This window comes from uncultured Streptococcus sp. (genome assembly GCF_963456385.1).
GTDB lineage: Bacteria > Bacillota > Bacilli > Lactobacillales > Streptococcaceae > Streptococcus.
On record NZ_CAUOLF010000009.1, the window covers coordinates 73,676 to 90,211 of the forward strand.

Annotated in this window: 21 protein-coding genes, 1 pseudogene and 1 riboswitch; of the genes and pseudogenes, 21 read left to right on the plus strand and 1 reads right to left on the minus strand. The window is 41.8% G+C overall.

Going from position 1 to position 16,536, the window contains the following annotated elements; genetic code table 11:
- Positions 1–14 precede the first annotated feature (14 nt).
- From RP262_RS05210 to RP262_RS05240, 7 genes and pseudogenes are all read left to right on the plus strand, one after another.
- Complete coding sequence (locus tag RP262_RS05210) at positions 15–566, plus strand: GNAT family N-acetyltransferase (RefSeq protein ID WP_311154507.1); 552 nt, start codon at positions 15–17, stop codon at positions 564–566.
- Complete coding sequence (gene spxR / locus RP262_RS05215; protein ID WP_311154508.1) at positions 559–1,836, plus strand: CBS-HotDog domain-containing transcription factor SpxR; 1,278 nt, start codon at positions 559–561, stop codon at positions 1,834–1,836. Before RP262_RS05210 ends, spxR begins: the two co-directional genes overlap by 8 nt.
- Positions 1,837–1,857: 21 nt before the next feature.
- Complete coding sequence (locus RP262_RS05220; RefSeq protein ID WP_311154509.1) at positions 1,858–2,715, plus strand: methionyl aminopeptidase; 858 nt, start codon at positions 1,858–1,860, stop codon at positions 2,713–2,715.
- Positions 2,716–2,749: 34 nt separating this feature from the next.
- Entirely contained in the window at positions 2,750–3,676 is a 927-nt protein-coding gene (locus RP262_RS05225) for a YihY/virulence factor BrkB family protein (protein WP_311154510.1), read from the plus strand.
- A gap of 32 nt (positions 3,677–3,708) precedes the next feature.
- A pseudogene (locus RP262_RS05230) lies at positions 3,709–4,516 on the plus strand (hypothetical protein).
- A gap of 120 nt (positions 4,517–4,636) precedes the next feature.
- Positions 4,637–5,086 (plus strand): MarR family winged helix-turn-helix transcriptional regulator, encoded by a 450-nt coding sequence (locus RP262_RS05235; RefSeq protein WP_002900018.1) that lies wholly within the window; start codon positions 4,637–4,639, stop codon positions 5,084–5,086.
- 17 nt (positions 5,087–5,103) lie between these two features.
- Positions 5,104–5,811 carry a B3/4 domain-containing protein gene (locus tag RP262_RS05240; protein WP_295506934.1) on the plus strand — a complete coding sequence of 236 codons (708 nt, stop codon included), beginning with the start codon at positions 5,104–5,106 and terminating at the stop codon, positions 5,809–5,811.
- 69 nt (positions 5,812–5,880) lie between these two features.
- Here RP262_RS05240 and RP262_RS05245 read toward each other — a convergent pair whose 3' ends face one another.
- Positions 5,881–6,321, minus strand: a complete 441-nt coding sequence (locus RP262_RS05245) for a GtrA family protein (RefSeq protein WP_311154511.1) — start codon at positions 6,319–6,321, stop codon at positions 5,881–5,883.
- Between the two features lie 28 nt (positions 6,322–6,349).
- A riboswitch (PreQ1 riboswitch) is annotated at positions 6,350–6,486 on the plus strand.
- Between RP262_RS05245 and RP262_RS05250 the strand changes: the two genes are divergently transcribed.
- The 14 genes from RP262_RS05250 (at position 6,484) to RP262_RS05315 (ending at position 16,369) form a co-directional block, all read left to right on the plus strand.
- Complete coding sequence (locus RP262_RS05250) at positions 6,484–6,999, plus strand: QueT transporter family protein (RefSeq protein ID WP_295506937.1); 516 nt, start codon at positions 6,484–6,486, stop codon at positions 6,997–6,999. (Overlaps the previous riboswitch by 3 nt.)
- A 156-nt stretch (positions 7,000–7,155) precedes the next feature.
- Positions 7,156–7,578, plus strand: a complete 423-nt coding sequence (locus RP262_RS05255; RefSeq protein WP_002924158.1) for a hypothetical protein — start codon at positions 7,156–7,158, stop codon at positions 7,576–7,578.
- Between the two features lie 14 nt (positions 7,579–7,592).
- Positions 7,593–7,985, plus strand: a complete 393-nt coding sequence (locus tag RP262_RS05260; protein ID WP_002924159.1) for a hypothetical protein — start codon at positions 7,593–7,595, stop codon at positions 7,983–7,985.
- Positions 7,986–8,005: 20 nt separating this feature from the next.
- On the plus strand, positions 8,006–8,341 hold the full coding sequence (locus RP262_RS05265; RefSeq protein WP_002924160.1) for a hypothetical protein: 336 nt from the start codon (positions 8,006–8,008) through the stop codon (positions 8,339–8,341).
- Positions 8,338–8,997, plus strand: coding sequence for a hypothetical protein (locus tag RP262_RS05270; protein ID WP_311154512.1), 660 nt, complete (start codon positions 8,338–8,340; stop codon positions 8,995–8,997). The genes RP262_RS05265 and RP262_RS05270 overlap by 4 nt, the downstream gene beginning before the upstream one ends.
- Before the next feature lies 1 nt (position 8,998).
- Complete coding sequence (locus RP262_RS05275) at positions 8,999–9,475, plus strand: hypothetical protein (RefSeq protein WP_002924162.1); 477 nt, start codon at positions 8,999–9,001, stop codon at positions 9,473–9,475.
- Positions 9,476–9,490: 15 nt separating this feature from the next.
- On the plus strand, positions 9,491–11,755 hold the full coding sequence (locus RP262_RS05280) for a deaminase domain-containing protein (RefSeq protein WP_311154513.1): 2,265 nt from the start codon (positions 9,491–9,493) through the stop codon (positions 11,753–11,755).
- 9 nt (positions 11,756–11,764) lie between these two features.
- Complete coding sequence (locus RP262_RS05285; protein WP_009660018.1) at positions 11,765–12,121, plus strand: hypothetical protein; 357 nt, start codon at positions 11,765–11,767, stop codon at positions 12,119–12,121.
- A gap of 148 nt (positions 12,122–12,269) precedes the next feature.
- Positions 12,270–12,929 (plus strand): hypothetical protein, encoded by a 660-nt coding sequence (locus RP262_RS05290; RefSeq protein WP_124766145.1) that lies wholly within the window; start codon positions 12,270–12,272, stop codon positions 12,927–12,929.
- Complete coding sequence (locus tag RP262_RS05295; RefSeq protein ID WP_009660022.1) at positions 12,922–13,362, plus strand: NADAR family protein; 441 nt, start codon at positions 12,922–12,924, stop codon at positions 13,360–13,362. Before RP262_RS05290 ends, RP262_RS05295 begins: the two co-directional genes overlap by 8 nt.
- Positions 13,362–13,832: a hypothetical protein gene (locus RP262_RS05300; protein WP_311154514.1), complete on the plus strand. Its 471-nt coding sequence runs from the start codon at positions 13,362–13,364 to the stop codon at positions 13,830–13,832. Before RP262_RS05295 ends, RP262_RS05300 begins: the two co-directional genes overlap by 1 nt.
- A gap of 211 nt (positions 13,833–14,043) precedes the next feature.
- Positions 14,044–14,385, plus strand: a complete 342-nt coding sequence (locus RP262_RS05305) for a hypothetical protein (RefSeq protein ID WP_232212196.1) — start codon at positions 14,044–14,046, stop codon at positions 14,383–14,385.
- A 5-nt stretch (positions 14,386–14,390) separates the two neighbouring features.
- Entirely contained in the window at positions 14,391–15,077 is a 687-nt protein-coding gene (locus tag RP262_RS05310) for a hypothetical protein (protein ID WP_311154515.1), read from the plus strand.
- A 530-nt stretch (positions 15,078–15,607) separates the two neighbouring features.
- Complete coding sequence (locus tag RP262_RS05315; protein ID WP_002924183.1) at positions 15,608–16,369, plus strand: DUF6261 family protein; 762 nt, start codon at positions 15,608–15,610, stop codon at positions 16,367–16,369.
- Positions 16,370–16,536 lie beyond the last annotated feature (167 nt).

Consider the following 16,536-nt stretch of genomic DNA (forward strand, 5'->3'; position numbering starts at 1 on the left):
TGTAGAGGTAGTAGATGAATTTATGGACACATTTAGCAGCCTGTTCATTTATTGAGACGGAGCATGCTTTTTTGCGGCCCATTGTCTTTGAAGATGCAGGGGCCCTATATAAGATTGCGTCCAATCCGGAAAATACTCAGTTCATCTTTCCGACAGAAGCAAGCCTAGAGGAAAGTGAATACGTCATTGCCAATTTCTTTATGAAAAATCCTCTGGGGATTTGGGCCATTTGTCGCAAGGAAACGCAGGAAATGATTGGCTCTGTCAAGTTTGAAAAGATGGACGAGATTAAGAAAGAAGCTGAATTAGGCTATTTTCTGCGGCAAGACTACTGGGGACAAGGGCTGATGACAGAAATTGTTCGAGAGATTGTTTTTTTGTCATTTACCCGCTTTGGCTTCAAGCGCCTCAGTATTATCACTCATGCAGAGAACCTAGCTAGTCAAAAGGTAGCTCAAAAATCTGGCTTCAGCCTCTACCGGCAGTTTAAAGGGAGCGATCGGTACACCAGGAAGATGAGAGATTATCTGGAGTACCGTTATGAGAGAGGAGATTTTAATGAGTAAGCATCAGGAAATTTTAACCTATCTTGAAAATCTTCCAATCGGTAAGAGGGTCAGTGTCCGCAGTATCTCAAACTATCTAGGAGTCAGCGATGGAACGGCTTATCGAGCGATCAAGGAAGCGGAGAACCGCGGTATTGTTGAGACTAGGCCTCGGAGTGGTACGGTTCGGATCAAGTCCAAGAAAGTTGTCTTGGAGCATCTGACCTACAAGGAAATCGTTGATATTACAGGCTCAGAAGTATTGGCCGGAGAAGATGGTCTAGAAAAAGAATTTAATAAATTCTCCATCGGAGCCATGACGGAGCAGAATATCCTGCGCTATCTGACAGAGGGTGGTCTTCTGATTGTCGGAGACCGGACGAAAATTCAGCTCTTGGCTCTGGAAAATGAGAATGCGGTGCTGGTAACCGGAGGCTTTGAAGTCAGCTCGGAAGTTCTGAAGATGGCTAATCTGCTTAATATACCGGTTCTCAGGACCAAGCACGATACCTACACCGTTGCAACCATGATTAATCGAGCCCTGTCCAATATGCAGATCAAGACCGATATTTTAACAGTGGAGCAGGTCTATCGCTCCAGCCACGAGTACGGCTTCTTGCATGATACTGATACTGTTCGTGACTATCTGGACTTGGTCCGTCGCAATCGCGCCAGCCGGTTTCCGGTTATCAACCAACAGCAGATGCTGGTGGGAGTAGTAACCATGCGGGATGCGGGGGATAAGTCTCCGCTGACAACTTTGGATAAGGTTATGACAAAAAACGTCTTTATGACAGGCCTATCGGCTAATATTGCCAATATCAGCCAGCGCATGATTGCAGAAGATTTTGAAATGATACCAGTAGTGCGCAGCAATCAGACCTTACTAGGTGTGATTACGCGGCGGGACATTATGGAAAAAATGAGCCGTTCTCAAATTTCTAGCCTGCCGACTTTCAGTGAGCAAGTAGGACAGAAGATTAGCCGTCAGGATGATTTGTTTTCCTTTACCGTTGAGCCTTTTATGCTGGAGCAAAATGGTGTGCTGGCCAACGGTGTGCTGACAGAAATTTTGACTCGGATTACCCAGCAGCTCATGGTCAACAGCGGCCGAAGCCTGATAATCGACCAGCTGATGATTTATTTCTTTCAGGCGGTTCAGATTGATGACCTGCTGCATATCCAGCCGCGCATTATCCGTCAGACTAGGCGGACAGCTATTATTGACTTTGAGATGTATCTGGAAGCGATGCTGGTTGCCAAAGCCACAATTACAGTGAAAATTAATTAAGAAAAGGAATTTAGAGAAAGAATGATTACTTTAAAATCACAGCGTGAAATTGACTTGATGGACAAAAGTGGAGATTTTCTGGCTTCGGTCCATATCGGTTTGAGAGATTTGATTAAACCTGGCATTGACATGTGGGACATTGAAGAGTATGTTCGCAAGCGTTGTAAAGAAGACAATGCGCTGCCTCTGCAAATTGGTGTTGAAGGCTCTGTCATGGACTATCCTTATGCGACCTGCTGCTCTCTTAATGACGAGGTAGCCCATGCCTTTCCCCGTCATCAGAAGCTGGTAGAAGGTGATGTCATCAGCGTTGACATGGTAGTTGGCCTGATTGATAAGGCAGAGTTGGATGTGTCCAAGCTAGATTTTGACAATGTAGCGCAGATGAAGCAGCACACAGAGAGCTTCCGGGGCGGTGTGGCAGATTCTTGCTGGACCTATGCAGTAGGGAAGATTGGCCCAGAGGCTCAGCAGCTGATGGATGTGACCAAGGAATGCCTCTACCGTGGAATTGCGGCTGCCAAAGTTGGCAATCGCATCGGAGACATTGGCGCAGCTATTCAGGAATATGCTGAAAGTCATGGCTATGGCGTTGTGCGGGATTTGGTGGGGCACGGTGTTGGCCCAACCATGCATGAGGAGCCTATGGTGCCGCATTACGGTCGAGCAGGACGCGGCTTGCGCTTGCGTGAGGGAATGGTTCTGACTATCGAGCCCATGATCAATACAGGTACCTGGGAAATTGATACGGACTTTGAGACCGGCTGGACACACAAAACGCTGGATGGCGGCCTGTCCTGTCAGTATGAGCATCAGTTTGTCATTACAAAAGATGGTCCTGTCATTCTGACCAGCCAGGGAGAAGAAGGGACTTATTAGAAATCAAAGGCTGGGCAGTTGTCTCAGCTTTTTTTTGAAGGAGAAGAGAGTGAAGAAATTATTTAGTAAGGTTCGGGAAAATCAGTTTTTAAGAGAATTTTTCCGTTTTTATAAAGAGTCAGATAGTGAGCTGAGCAGCGTTGCAGTTGCTTATTATTGGCTGATTTCCGTTTTTCCTTTGCTCTTGATTGTCGTCAATATTCTGCCTTATTTCCATATTCCAATTGCGGATTTTTTGACAGCCATCAAGGACATGCTGCCAGAGACTTTATATGATGTTGTAGCAAAAGTCATGCGTGAAGTGCTGACCCAGCCTTCCACTGGCCTGCTGAGCTTCTCAGTCTTGTCGGCTCTTTGGACTTTTTCCAAGTCTATGAATTTCCTGCAAATTGCCTTTAATAAAGCCTATGGAGTAGCCAAGAGCCGGGGGCTGATTTCTCATCGCGTCATGAGTCTCTTTGTGAGTCTAGGTCTGCAGATTCTCTTTGCCTTGGCCCTCTTTCTGACCATGTTCGGCCATATGTCGCTGGATTTTCTCCGTACTTACTGGAAGCTAGATAACCAGCTTTATCAGCACTTGCAGAATTTTACGGAGCCCCTGATTTACGCCTTACTTTTCGCGGTTTTGGTTATGTTCTATTATTTCCTGCCTAATGTGAAAATCAACAAAAAACGCTATGTTCTGCCAGGAAGCGCCTTTGTGCTTCTGACTATTCTGGCTTTACTGAATATCTTTTCCGTTTACATGGATAATTATTTAAATCACCTAGTTGATGTCCGCTTTTTTAGCTCCATCATTATGGTTGTGATGATGTTTTGGTTTATCATGATTGCTAAAATTTTGATTGTTGGCGCAGTGCTCAATGCCAGTATCCAGAGCTGCTGTGAGTCAGGTTTTCAAGTTGAAAGCACTGGACGCTTTACTTTCAAAAAGAAAGAGCAGGATGAAGAAGAGGACTGATGTAGTTTTAGAGTGAAAAAGGACAAATAAGTATGAAAAGTAAAAAACTAACTAAATGGAAGAGTATTTTGATCACTCTGCTCTTGCTTCTAGGATTTGTAGGCTATTATATCTGGGATAATTGTCAAAAGGCACAATTTCAAGAAAATTATGGTCAATATACCTACTATGTTCCTGAGTATAGACCGAATTATAAATTTTTTGAAGGAAAAAAGGCTTTATTTTATAATTGGGAGCTTGTAGACTCGGAAGAAATGCAGAAAATGGCAACAGTTAAGTCAGAAGCAAGTAAGTTTACTAGTGTAAGGGAATTTAGTTATGGCTATTTTGTAAATAACTATATGAAGCTGAAGAATAATCCAGAGCAAGGGCTATATGATTTTAATCGGAATGTACCAGAAAAAGGAGAATATTGGAGGTTGGCTGTTTATAAACTGGTGGGAGAAAAACTAGAAAGAAAAGAATTTGATATTTTTAAGATGGTGCGTTCTTTTGATGATAATCTTGTTCCTTCTGAAATAGACTCAAGGAGTAAGCGTATCTATGACCAGTGTTGGTTTAAATGATACGTATCCTCGCAAAAATCTTAAAAAAACAGTCCTTGGTCAAGATTATCCCGAATTGCACAAGATTTTGCAAGGTTATGATTCTCGTGTAGCTTTCTTGAATGAAGAACCTGATATCAAGTTGGTTCAGAAGGTTGCTGAACTCTTCTTTCCGCCAGGGACTAATGTATTTGAGAACGTGACTATCCCAGCTAAATATTCAGTAGATGGGCGGGAACATGTCATTAATTCAGCGGAAGAATTACAAAAATACTATAAGGAAGGAGAAAACTAGAAAAAGACATTTTTGCCAAATTTAAAGAGGATTTTCCTCTTTTTTCTTTTCAGCTATTTTTATTGCATTTGCAACAAAAAGTGGTATAATAGATTCAAATCAAAATTAAAAGGAGGGGATATGTCAGTATTGCGGGAAATTGGGATTATTGCCCGAGCTTTGGATTCCATTGCTAATATTGAGTTCCGTGATATAGAGCTAGCAAGAGGTCAATACCTTTATTTGGTGCGAATCGCGGAGAATCCAGGGATCATCCAAGAGGAGCTGTCGGAGCTTCTCAAGGTGGATCGCTCAACGATTGCCCGCTCTGTCAAGAAGCTAGAGGCCAAGGGCTTGGTCCAGCAGAAGGCAGCCAAGGGCAACAAGAAGAACAAGGAATGGTTTGTGACGGAAAAAGGAGAAAAACTTTATCCTTTGATCCTAGCTGAGAATGACTATTCTGAAGAGACTTCCCTGCAGGGCTTTTCTCAAGCGGAAGTTCAAGCCTTGGAGAAAATGCTGATCCGAGTGCGTGAAAACATCACAGGTGACTGGGAAGCCGTCAAAAAAGGACAAAAAAGAAACTATTAAGATTAAAGAGGTGCATCATGAAAGTTACAGTTGAACATGAATTTTGGCAAGTATTTCCGGAAGGTCAGATTAGTGTTTTAGTGGTCAAGGGACTGGATAATAGTGTGGATGAAAGTAAGGACCCATATTTCAAATCCCTGCTGGATAAGGGAGCGAAACGAGCTGAGGACTTTATCTTAGATGAGAACTTCACTCAAAATGAAGTCATTCAGGAGTGGCGGCAGGCTTTCAGCAAATTCAAGACCAAGAAAGGAGCACGCTCCTCTATCGAAGCTCTGCTCAAGCGGGTTAGTCAGGGGCGGGAATTTCATCCAATCAATCCTTTGGTCGATATATACAACTGTGTCTCGCTGTCTTATGCGGTTCCATGTGGCGGTGAGGATTTGGATAAGATTGTCGGAGGTCTTCATTTAGGAAAAGCCAAGGGTGGGGAAGCCTTTTTCCCGCTGGGCGCTGAGAGTGACGCACCTGCACTGCCAGAAGAAATCATCTACTATGATGAAGAGGGGGCTGTCTGCCGTTGCCTTAACTGGCGAGAAGCCCAGCGGACTATGTTAACAGAGGAGACCAAGGACGCAATCTTAGTTATTGAGGCTATCAATAAAGAGCAAGCAGGACGTGCCCAAGCAGCCATGATAGAACTCCAGACTTTGATTGAGGACTATTTTGGTGTCAAAGGTGAAATCACTCATCTGACGCTTGACAATCCAAGCTTGGAAATCTGAGACTAAAAAATCTGGATCAGAATTATCTGGTCCAGGTTTGATATTTTAAGGTTGAAGTATCATAGTCAATTAGTTTTTCTTGTTTTCAAAGATAAAGACTTTACTGAAAACATAGTTGAGAACAATAATAAGTACTTGAGAAAAAAGTGACTCGATAGAGTTGATAAGATTGCGGTTATTGTTGACAAATTGCCCGATAATATTAGGATAAGTATCCACTAATAATTTTGCAAGAACGATGTCTAGCAAAAGAGTGCCAGAACGCGCCAGAGCAAATTTAAAAAGTCGCTTTTGCCAACCTTTGCGCTGCTGTTTAAAGACAATGGTATCATTTGTGATAAAGGCAAAAAGTACTGCTGTGACATTAGCAGTAATGGTCGCAAATAATGTCTGTCCTGTAAGAGCGAAGATAAGGAGACGAGTAGTCATATAAACAAGGGTAGCTGCCACACCAAAGAAGAGATAGGACAGAACCTCATTGTCAAAGAAATTTTTGATTAAAGTTTTCATAAAGATAGTCTATCATATTTCTAGGATTTATGCTATACTAGTTGGGTTGCCAAATCTGTGGGAGAATCATCTAATGATGCCCCTCTCATGTGACGCAACCCTTGGCGCTTAGCTTCTTTCGCCAAGCATATTACACGCGGTAAAGCCGCTAAAGGAGAAAACATGAAACAAGAAAAACTGACAGTTCGTGATTTGGCTCAGATTGCCATTGTTGCTGCCATTTATGTAGCTCTTACGATTACGCCCCCTTTAAATGCTATTAGCTATGGTGCTTACCAGTTCAGAATTTCTGAAATGATGAACTTTATGGCTTTTTATAATCGGAAGTATATCATGGGTGTGACCATTGGTTGTATGATTGCCAATCTCTATAGTTTTGGAATCGTTGATGTCTTTGTTGGTGGCGGATCCACCTTAGTCTTCCTGTCACTGGGTGTCTATCTTTTCAGTCGCTATAAGAATCAATATCTGATTAAAGGCTTGATTCGTTTGGATCATTTCTATTTTGCAGTTTTATTCTCTATTTCGATGGTGACCATTGCTGCAGAATTACATTTCTTGCAAGGCCTGCCATTCTTCCTGACTTGGTTTACAACAGCCATTGGAGAATTTGCTTCCTTGATTGTTGGAGCCATCGTCATTAACCTGATTGCCAGACGAATTGATTTGACAAAATAGGCTTTTTGTGGCTCTGATGTGTGTAAATAGACAGATTGGAAGCATTTGCATATTTTTTTACTTCATGGTATGATAGAAATGTACATTTAGACTAAGATTAGTCTCATTAAACTTCTTGGTAGGGGAGACCATAAAAACAACGCAAGGAGGTTCTGTATGGAACAAAATGAGCAGCTTAGGGAGTATTTGATAATCAAAAAAGAGGCCTATCATTGGCTTCTTTGGTGGGGACTTGCATACCTTATTGGAGTGGCGGGTGTCATTATATTACTATATAATGATTTACCGTCCTACAATAGGTATTTTTCTATTCTCACGATTATTATGCTCCCTATTTGGTTTGTCGGGGCTTTTCCTCTATTTACGGCAAAAAATCAAATAGAAAAAGAGCACCCAGAATTTAAAGCTGTTAAGACCAAAGAGGTCGCGGTGCCTATGTCTATGCGGAAAAAACGTTATCTGATGCTTCTTCCAGCGCTCGCAGTTGTGGCTTTTGTCTTTGTGCAAAGCTATCAGTCGGGCATGGCAGAGAAAGAAAAAAAGGAAATCTACGAGATTATCCAACAGTATCGTAATTAAGGAAGGAGAAGAGTATGGCAAGTGATGAAGAATTGAAAAGCAGGGTAGAAAACCTGAGCGGTGAAAAGAGAAAATATGAGCGGGTGCGAAATAGTATTCGGTCGCATAGTTTGAGTCATATGCGTAGTCTGGATGATATGAACAATTTTATCGATTATTGTGAAAAAATCATCGGCATTGTAGACGGTGAAGAGGGCTATCATTACATCAGCAATCTTTCTGAACATCTCAAAGAAGATGTCAAAACGATGAAAAAATACCGCGACTATGTTCGTGACGCCAATCAGTCATTCGTCAATCTGCACAATCTTTTAGAATCGAAAATCAGTAGCCTTGACAGTCAGATTGATAGTGCTAAATCTGAATACAATGAAGGAAAATGGAATCCTTTCGAAAGAATGTGGTAATTAAGGAGGAGTGTGTATAAATGAATACAAATATCAATGATATTCAAGACCGTTATACGGCTGAGACGGTACAATACGAAAGTAGCAATATTGCTGCGGTGTTGGAAAATCTAAAAGCAGCCGTGACTTTGATAGAGACAACCATTCCTTCTAATATCTCCGCTATGGAAAGCAGTGAGAGCCTCTGGAGCGGAAAGGCTAAGGAGCAATATCTGGGGCTGAAGGATTTTCTCAAACAGTACCAAGGTGATTTTTCTTCTAGCGTGAAGGAGCTGAAAACGGCTGTTGAGGGGCTGGAAACCCTGCTCAATTCAACTTCCCAAGCCAATGTAAAAAAGGAGATTGACAACGGATGAAGACTTTTACTTTGGAGGCGATTTACGCCTTACACATGTTTAACGATTATTCGGATGACCTCTTCTTTCTGCCCCTGCCTAGCGAAGAGGGAAAAACTCGCTTGGAAAATCTGCGCCAGGTTTTAGAAAAAGGCTACGAGGACTTGGGGAAAATGGGCTTGGTGATTGATAACGATCCGACGGAAGAGTGCGCTTATTACGGCGCTTTTCTGGAGCGTTATCACAAGGCGATTTACCATTGTCAGGTGGACAGCAATTATTTCTGCGCGCAGGAAACCGACAGCAACAAGTGGACGACGACGGTCATCAAGCAGATTGGCGATAATCAATATGTGATTGAAACTTTGCATAGCCTGGTTTTTCTGGCGCATTTGAAAGACATTCATCCGATTTTGAAGGACTTGGAAGAGAAGCGCAAGAACTACGCTTACTACAGCTGGGAACCTTTTTCGGCTTTTCGCTTACAGGCTTACTATGCCGACAATGAAGCCATTCGTTTGCAGACATTTCGGCGCAAGGAGCTGCTGAAAGACAGTCTCTTTTTGGAGGCGCCATCGGGCTTGTATGAGTTTGATGTGGCGCATGAACGCATTCGCTCGGTGGACGGTGAGGAATTACGAGATGAGATTATCCACGATTTGAAAGTGAGGGTGTAATATGGCAGACAAAATTAGTATTGACCTAACGCAGCAGGAACAGCTTTTGCTCCATATCCGAACTATGGTCACTTCAGCAACCCAGCTGAGTACGAAATTAAAAGAAGGAGTTGACGGCTTGCCTGCGCTCACTTCAAAGGGAGAAGTGCATAATCGTATGGTTGGAAATGAGAATCAGCTGATTCGATTTGTCACGAAAGCGCAGACTTTTCAGACTTTGACCGAGGTCATATTTAAGCACACACAGACCACCTATAGCGAATTTATTGATACTGATAAGATACTGGCTATGGACATCGCCAACAGTATTTTATATAGCTCCGAGACTTCTGCTGAGGACAAGCAGGGGATAAAAGACGATCCTAAGGGCTCTGTTGACAAGCTGAAAAAATCTATTCAAGACGAGAATGGTGAAATTCACAAGAATATGAAGGGGACCAAGTCTTCTGATATTATCATCGGTACTGGTGGAGCCTGATAGAGAGGAGTTACAATGGCTAAATATTATACGAATGAACCTGACTTTAAAGAAGGCTCTAAGACGGGTTGGTTTCACAGCAACATCAACTGCGTAAAGGACTTGCTACGCGATATTGATGAAGTGTCAAATAAGGTCAATTCTGAGGGCTTAGCTCATCTCTATGTGGCAACGGGAGAAGCGACTTTGGGGCGTGACATGCCCGTCGGTCCTTTTGAAGATGCGGAGCACCATGCTCTTCATCGCTTGGATGCCTCTAAGAAAGTCCACAAGGAAATCGTCCAAAATATTGACGGGAAATTCTTTGAGGGTTTGGATAATGCTTTGGAGAGTCTCAATAAGGTCAACGAAGGGAAAAACCAGTATAAGAGTAAGTATTTGACTTATACGAAAACCAACACGGCTTACGATGAGTACGGGACTGCGATAGAGTACACCACCACAGAGCACTACAGTATTTCGGATATTGTCAATAGCGACAAAACACCGATACCCGCTGCCAAGGAACTCTACGATGTTAAGCTCAAGCTGGCAAAAGAAGGCTTGGCGAAAATTGAGAAAGAAGATCATGAGAATTACGAAAAGCTCAAGGGCTTGAGCGACCAACAGCTCATGGAAGCTATGTTTCCGACGCAAGTCGGCGAGTACGAGCGGGCGCGCTCGACTTGGAAGGAAAACAACAAAGGCTGGTTGCAGTGGGTTGAAATTGGTGGTAAAATTATAGCAGTGGGTGCCATTATCGCAGGGAGTGTCCTGAGCGGAGGAACACTCGCTCCTATCCTTATCGGAGCAGGGACAGCTTACCTGGTGGCAGATAGCGGTTATCAGGCGATTAGCGGGGAGACCATTTCGGGGAAACGGCTGACTGACGGGGAGCGCATCTGGGCAGGTGTGGACGCAGTCTTGACGGCAGCGACCGGTGGCTTCGCGACCTATGCCAGCGTGCTTGCCAAGACAGGGAAAGCCGCAACGACGACGGTACAGACGGTCGGCAAGGTTGCCAATTATGCCGATGATGCCAATGACATCGCTCATACGGTGACCGCGATGCAGGATGACCCCTTGGGCGCAGCACTCCAATTTGGAATAGGGCGTGCGATTGGTCATGGCACGAATGTCTTAGGCAATAAAGCCCGAGCAAGATTTGGCAGGGGTGGCAATGGAGCTGATGTAGACTTGCCAAGTGGCGGGAAAGGTGTGGATCTGCCAGCGGGCAATGCAGGCTTGAAGACCCATGCGGACACAGATATGGATCCGTCTACGCTTGGTACAGGCAAGAAGCCAAAACCAGAGATTCAGACGCCTCAACATCAAGAAATACCAAGCCCAAGCAAGAAGCCAGAGCTTGATGTGACGAAGACAAGCAAGCCTGAGATTGACCGTGCAAGCAGTCCAGAGATAACTGGTCCAAGTAAGAAGCCAGAAATTGATACCACTAAAACGGCGAAACCCGAGATTGACAATCCAAGCCGTCCAGCGGTGGATAATACCAACAGCAAGCCGAGCGAGATTGATACAGGCAAGACGGTGAAACCGGAGGTCAGCCAAGCTCGTCCGAGCGAGGTGGCGTCACCAAACAGTCGTCCAAAAGAAGTGGATGTGACCAAGAAGCCCGACATTGAAGTGACTCGCCCGGCCGAAGTCAATCCGACCAAGGTTAAGCCAGAAATGGAAACCAAGGTCAAACCGGACATTGACGCTGCGGCAGCTAGTGCTAGTGCCGTTCCGAAGGTCAAGGCGCAAGAGCCCGACCTCCCTAAAGCCGGACAACCCGAAGTCACCCCTGACGCTGGCAAGAAGGTGCAGAAGCCAGAAGAGGTGGATACCGAAGCAACTAAGGCTGGGAATAACGGTGAGACATCAGGTTTAAAGACTAAATTTGAATCGAAAGTTCAAGAAATTCGTCAATCAATGCCAAATTCTGCCTTAAGAAACCGAGGTAACATGGCAATTGCAGATGTTCAAATTGAAGGGCTGAAGTCAGAATTTGTGGCTCATAGTAGGATTCATTCCGATACAAGTAAAGGGGCGGATGTTGCTGACTTCTCAATGAGCAAAGAGGATAAAATATTCACAACATATGTTGAAGATAAGTTCCCTAGATTCAATGATACAGAAGCTAAGATATTAGAAGATATAGCTTCACAAATTACAGACCCTCAAATTAAAGGGAAAATAACTCTCTTTACGGAACTTCCTCCCTGTGATAGCTGTAGTAATATTATTGAAGAATTCAAAAGGATGTTTCCTAACATCCAAGTTGATGTATTATGGAAATGAGGTTTTTAAATGACGGATTATAAAGAAACAAAAGAAATGACTATAGAAAGTTTTCAAGATTTTACAGAAGAAGGTTTTACAACAAGTCAAGCACTTGCTGCCGCTCTTGAAGATTGCGCCGTATTTATGAAAAAAAGCGAAACTAACTTTGCCGGTGCTACCATAGCTTTGTCTTTGATTGGTTTAGATAATGGCTTGTTTCCAGATTATTTAGAGTATTTGCTGAAAAAAGTGGAGAAACTGTCTTTATCTGGTGATATAAAAAAGGACATGGATAAAGTAAATACCATGCTTACAGCAGGTGATTTTTCGGTTGAGGAAGACCCCAAATATTTAGAACGGGTAAAGTTGATTTTTGATGAATAGTGTAATAGCAATAAGTTCTAAAAAATTAAAAGAAAAAATTGAAAGAGCTAAGGGGGATGTAGCGAATGCCCAGAGAGACGGGGAAGTCTTAATCAAGGGTGCCATTCCACCAGAGTATTTTCATTTTATCGAATAGATGGATAAACTAATGAACGAACAAGAAATTCATCATTTACTTTACGACATTCCAGAGAATGTTGATTATACGGATATTCCGCAGGAGCTGGATTTAGAAGATGTTCCTAAAGAAAGAGTTGATAAATTACGAGATTTACTCCATTCAGATGATTTGGCAGTGCGTTTTGATGCTGCATTGCTATTGACAAATTGGGGGGTGGAAGACGGTCTGAATACTTTGATAGACTTGTTTGAGAAAGGAGAAACGAAGGGATTTATCCCTCATCATCTACATCCTTATGATGACACCAACAAACATATTTTAGATGCGTTAATTGGCTATTGGGCGAGTCAAACTGATTTACATAAAGAACAAGAAGCTCGTAAAAGGATATATCCTACGATTATTTCAATCATTAAGCAAGCAGTACATTCATCTTATAGTATTGCGCAAATTGGTTTGTTAATAAAAAAAGATTTAGATATTCATAAAGAAGTTTATACAGAATATATCCCAGTTTTAGAGGACTTTTTGACAGCTATTATTGACGATAAAGAGAGGAACTATTGGCGCATTCATGACGCTCTTAAGTTGCTTTTAGAGGTGGATGAACCTTTTGTTCAGAAAATCTTGACTGAAAAAGGCAAAACATTGGCTGATTTTGGCTTAGATGGAGAAGAAAATGACTGAAATTAAATTTTATCGGGTAAATGATGCTTATGGCTATCTGTCGAATTTCGCTCCCTACCCTTTTGAGATAAATGGACTAATCTGGTCAACTTCGGAGCATTATTTTCAAGCTCAAAAGTTTTTGGACAAAGCTATTCAAGAAAAAATTCGCCGCTTGAAGTCACCAATGGACGCTGCTTTAGAGGGGCGCAATCGAGAAAATCCCTTGCGTTCGGACTGGGAAGTGGTAAAGGATAACATCATGAGGTTAGCTGTTTTTGAAAAATTCCGCCAGAATCCTGCAATTAGGAGAGAGCTATTAGCGACTGGGCATGCTACTTTGATTGAACATACGAAAAATGATAACTACTGGGCGGATAATGGTGACGGGACTGGTAAAAATATGCTGGGAATTATTCTCATGGAAACGAGAAAAAGGCTGAAAGCAGAATAATGGAAATAGATCCACAAGTCAAGCAGGCTCTGCTTAATATTGACTTTATCAAACGCTATGAGGCTTTATCGAAAGAGTATGATTTAGAAAGATTGGGTGATAAAACTCGATTGAAATATCTTGACGGTGAGTTAGTTATGGATATGATTTCAGAGGCTGGCTATATTCCCGGTTTTGACCCCAAAGAGAAATTTTTTAAATTTTATGAAAAGATAGAAGATTATCGGTTCGGTCTGCATATTGTACTTTATAATGGAACAGTAGAGCTCATTTGGGCTGTTAAAGATAAAGAAAAATCAATTGCAGGCATGCCGTGGGGAATTTATTCCAGATTGATGATTGATCCAGACTATCGTATCAAAATGCCCAATTGCAGTGACTACGACGAATTGGAAGATATTTTAAAAACAGCTTTTAAGATTTATGAGGATTTCAAACAAGCCTTTTTAGAAATCGCAGAAGCAAAATAAATGTCAAAAGAGGGCAATCGTCCTCTTTTTCTAATGCTAGCAATCAGATTTATAAATTTTTCTAGCTTATCTTGACATCTTTTCATCAGTTGGAACAACTGAGCCTCGATATGGTGAAAGAAGAATATCAGACACAGAATATGCAAGCCTGAGAAGGAAAACGCCGTCTCCAGAAATGAGGAGAAAAGTCAATAAAGATGTAGTTTTGCCTATGGATGACCCTGCTATTCCAGGACATACAATAGAAAAGGGAGAAACATTAGAAGCTGACCATATAGTATCAATGGATAGAATTGCAAAAATGGAAGGTTTTGATAAGCTAACTAGAGAACAACAATTAGAAATATTAAATTATGAGGATAATTTCGTTGGGTTGAGCAAATCAGCAAATGCCTCTAAAGGTTCAAAAACTTATGAGGAATGGACAACGTATGTCAAAGAAGGTATTCCAATCAATCCAGAATTTAGAGAAAAAATGATTGCTAGGGAAAAAGAACTTGAAGGAATTATTCAAAATATGATAGACTCATATGTGAAAGGAAATGGAGGATAACAAAAGTGACTAATAAAATAGATTTTTTAAACGAATATAGTTTATCTAGTTCAAGTGTAGAAATTGTGACGGATGAAAGCCAAATTGTAGAGGCTCCAATTCCAAATTTTTGGAAAGAAGCACTTTTGTCAGATAGTTTGGAAGAAAGAAAAGAAAAAATTCTTTCAGTGTGGAAAGAATATTCTTCTTCTGATTTGCGAAACACAATTTCTTATTTAGGCGATTATTTAAAAAATATAGACTTGATTTGTTTAGACGGCGAATATTCGCTTTTGTATACGATTTTGACTTACCAAACAGGAGAAGAAATCTATTATGAAGGGAAGCAACCCGTTACAATTGAGGTGCTGAAACAAAAGTTTGGAGAAAACGCACCAACTATAAAACAATCAATAACAGATTTCTATACTCATATCCACAACGGTTTTTATGATTATACAAGTAAAAGCATGGGGATTGATAACCTTAAAAATGTGAACTCTATGGCAGATTATGACTGGGAATATTTGCAACAGTTAGACATAGATTTAATCCCACTTTATAATTTTTTCAGTAACGGTATGGGGGAATACGTTGTTTTAGACATCGAAAATGGAAACACCTATTTATGGTCGTCAAGAGAACTTCCTAAAAGGCAGTCTGACTTTTGGGCTTTGGTAGACGAATGGATTATAATTGGATTAGATTTTTAAAACAGAGAGTATAATTTGTTGGTACCCTAAATGTTAATCAAGAAAAGTATAACATTTGGGGTATTTTTGTTATTCAATACAATTTACCTTGACATCTTTTCATCTTATGCTATACTAATTTTATTACTTTTGGGAAGAGTAAGTGTTGAGGGAGATTGGGAGAGGCATGATTTGCTTTTATCTCATACTTGCTCACTCTGTCTGACCCTCGGACGGGGTCGACTAGTTTTGGTTTACTTCGTCAGAGGCTCAGATTGTTTGTCCGTGTTCTCATTCGCACACACCAATCCTCTGATTGTGTGGATTTGTTCTCATTCAGACAATCTGACCCTCGGAAAGAGTGCCCGAGTTCTGATTGACTCCATCAGAGCCTCAGATTGTTTGCCCTTGTTCTCATTAGCATAATCCGAGGCTCAGATGAGGCAAATCTGTTCCAGTTTACTCTGTCAGAGGGTCGGACAAGCTCTTTTCAAAAGTAATGACCATATCCGAGGGGGAACGGATAAAAATGAAAAAGAAAAGGTGGATATATGCCAGCAAAACAAACATTATTAAATCTGAAAACGAGCAGTTTACGCTATGCCGAGTTTTCTCAGTTTATCGCGCGTTTCTTGGATGATGTGGAAAAAGAAAACTTGGATGTTAAGAAAGAAGAAATCTTGTCTAACCTGCTGGGTCAGCTAAAGACTAATTTGCCTGCTTATCAAGCGTCGCTGGGACAAGTTCGGGCGAGTGAAAAATCCAGCACGATTACCGAAGCCGATCAGTTGCGGGATGAAGATTTTCAAGCACTGCGCGAAGCGATTAAACCTTACCGCAATAGCCGCCGCGAAAACGAAAAGGCAGCTTACAAGACTTTAGACTTGCTTTTCGACCAGTACAAGAAAGCGACCAAGGTTTCCTATGAAGAAGAAACAGCACTTTTAAACAGCTTATTAGAAAAACTCAGAAAAGCAGAATACCAATCTGCTATTGAGACTTTAGGAATTGGGCGCTTTATGAATAACTTGACCGAAAGCCAAGCTGCTTTTGAAAAAGTTTTCTCTGACCGCTCACAAGAAAAGCTCGCTAAAGTCAGCTTTGACACCAAGCAACTGCGCAAGGACTTGGCAGTTCCTTACCAACAACTAAGCGACTATGTAGCTATTCTAGCTCAGTTGAAAGAAGACGCTATTTACCAAAAGACCTTATCTGTCCTCAACAACAGCCGCAAGTACTACGCCGATGTCTTGGCACGCCGCAAGGGCAAAGATAAGAAAGAAGCGAAAAAGGTAGAAACGGAAACAGAATAAAAAAGACGCTCCACTTACTCATAAGTGGGGCGATTTTTCTTTTTACGCCGTTTGGTTTCTCGTTCCAGTTTTGCCCAGTAGAGCTCGCATTGTGACTACTACAAACAACAAGGGCTGGTTGCAGTGGGTTGAAATTGGTGGTAAAATTATAGCAGTGGGTGCCATTA

What these genes read in the sequence shown, in the direction of transcription:
- RP262_RS05210 (WP_311154507.1), top strand. Translation starts at nt 15, where the DNA reads ATGAATTTATGGACACATTTAGCAGCCTGTTCATTTATTGAGACGGAG.
- spxR (WP_311154508.1), top strand. Translation starts at nt 559, where the DNA reads ATGAGTAAGCATCAGGAAATTTTAACCTATCTTGAAAATCTTCCAATC.
- RP262_RS05220 (WP_311154509.1), top strand. Translation starts at nt 1,858, where the DNA reads ATGATTACTTTAAAATCACAGCGTGAAATTGACTTGATGGACAAAAGT.
- RP262_RS05235 (WP_002900018.1), top strand. Translation starts at nt 4,637, where the DNA reads ATGTCAGTATTGCGGGAAATTGGGATTATTGCCCGAGCTTTGGATTCC.
- RP262_RS05240 (WP_295506934.1), top strand. Translation starts at nt 5,104, where the DNA reads ATGAAAGTTACAGTTGAACATGAATTTTGGCAAGTATTTCCGGAAGGT.
- RP262_RS05245 (WP_311154511.1), bottom strand. Translation starts at nt 6,321, where the DNA reads ATGAAAACTTTAATCAAAAATTTCTTTGACAATGAGGTTCTGTCCTAT.
- RP262_RS05250 (WP_295506937.1), top strand. Translation starts at nt 6,484, where the DNA reads ATGAAACAAGAAAAACTGACAGTTCGTGATTTGGCTCAGATTGCCATT.
- RP262_RS05255 (WP_002924158.1), top strand. Translation starts at nt 7,156, where the DNA reads ATGGAACAAAATGAGCAGCTTAGGGAGTATTTGATAATCAAAAAAGAG.
- RP262_RS05260 (WP_002924159.1), top strand. Translation starts at nt 7,593, where the DNA reads ATGGCAAGTGATGAAGAATTGAAAAGCAGGGTAGAAAACCTGAGCGGT.
- RP262_RS05265 (WP_002924160.1), top strand. Translation starts at nt 8,006, where the DNA reads ATGAATACAAATATCAATGATATTCAAGACCGTTATACGGCTGAGACG.
- RP262_RS05270 (WP_311154512.1), top strand. Translation starts at nt 8,338, where the DNA reads ATGAAGACTTTTACTTTGGAGGCGATTTACGCCTTACACATGTTTAAC.
- RP262_RS05275 (WP_002924162.1), top strand. Translation starts at nt 8,999, where the DNA reads ATGGCAGACAAAATTAGTATTGACCTAACGCAGCAGGAACAGCTTTTG.
- RP262_RS05280 (WP_311154513.1), top strand. Translation starts at nt 9,491, where the DNA reads ATGGCTAAATATTATACGAATGAACCTGACTTTAAAGAAGGCTCTAAG.
- RP262_RS05285 (WP_009660018.1), top strand. Translation starts at nt 11,765, where the DNA reads ATGACGGATTATAAAGAAACAAAAGAAATGACTATAGAAAGTTTTCAA.
- RP262_RS05290 (WP_124766145.1), top strand. Translation starts at nt 12,270, where the DNA reads ATGAACGAACAAGAAATTCATCATTTACTTTACGACATTCCAGAGAAT.
- RP262_RS05295 (WP_009660022.1), top strand. Translation starts at nt 12,922, where the DNA reads ATGACTGAAATTAAATTTTATCGGGTAAATGATGCTTATGGCTATCTG.
- RP262_RS05300 (WP_311154514.1), top strand. Translation starts at nt 13,362, where the DNA reads ATGGAAATAGATCCACAAGTCAAGCAGGCTCTGCTTAATATTGACTTT.
- RP262_RS05305 (WP_232212196.1), top strand. Translation starts at nt 14,044, where the DNA reads ATGGATGACCCTGCTATTCCAGGACATACAATAGAAAAGGGAGAAACA.
- RP262_RS05315 (WP_002924183.1), top strand. Translation starts at nt 15,608, where the DNA reads ATGCCAGCAAAACAAACATTATTAAATCTGAAAACGAGCAGTTTACGC.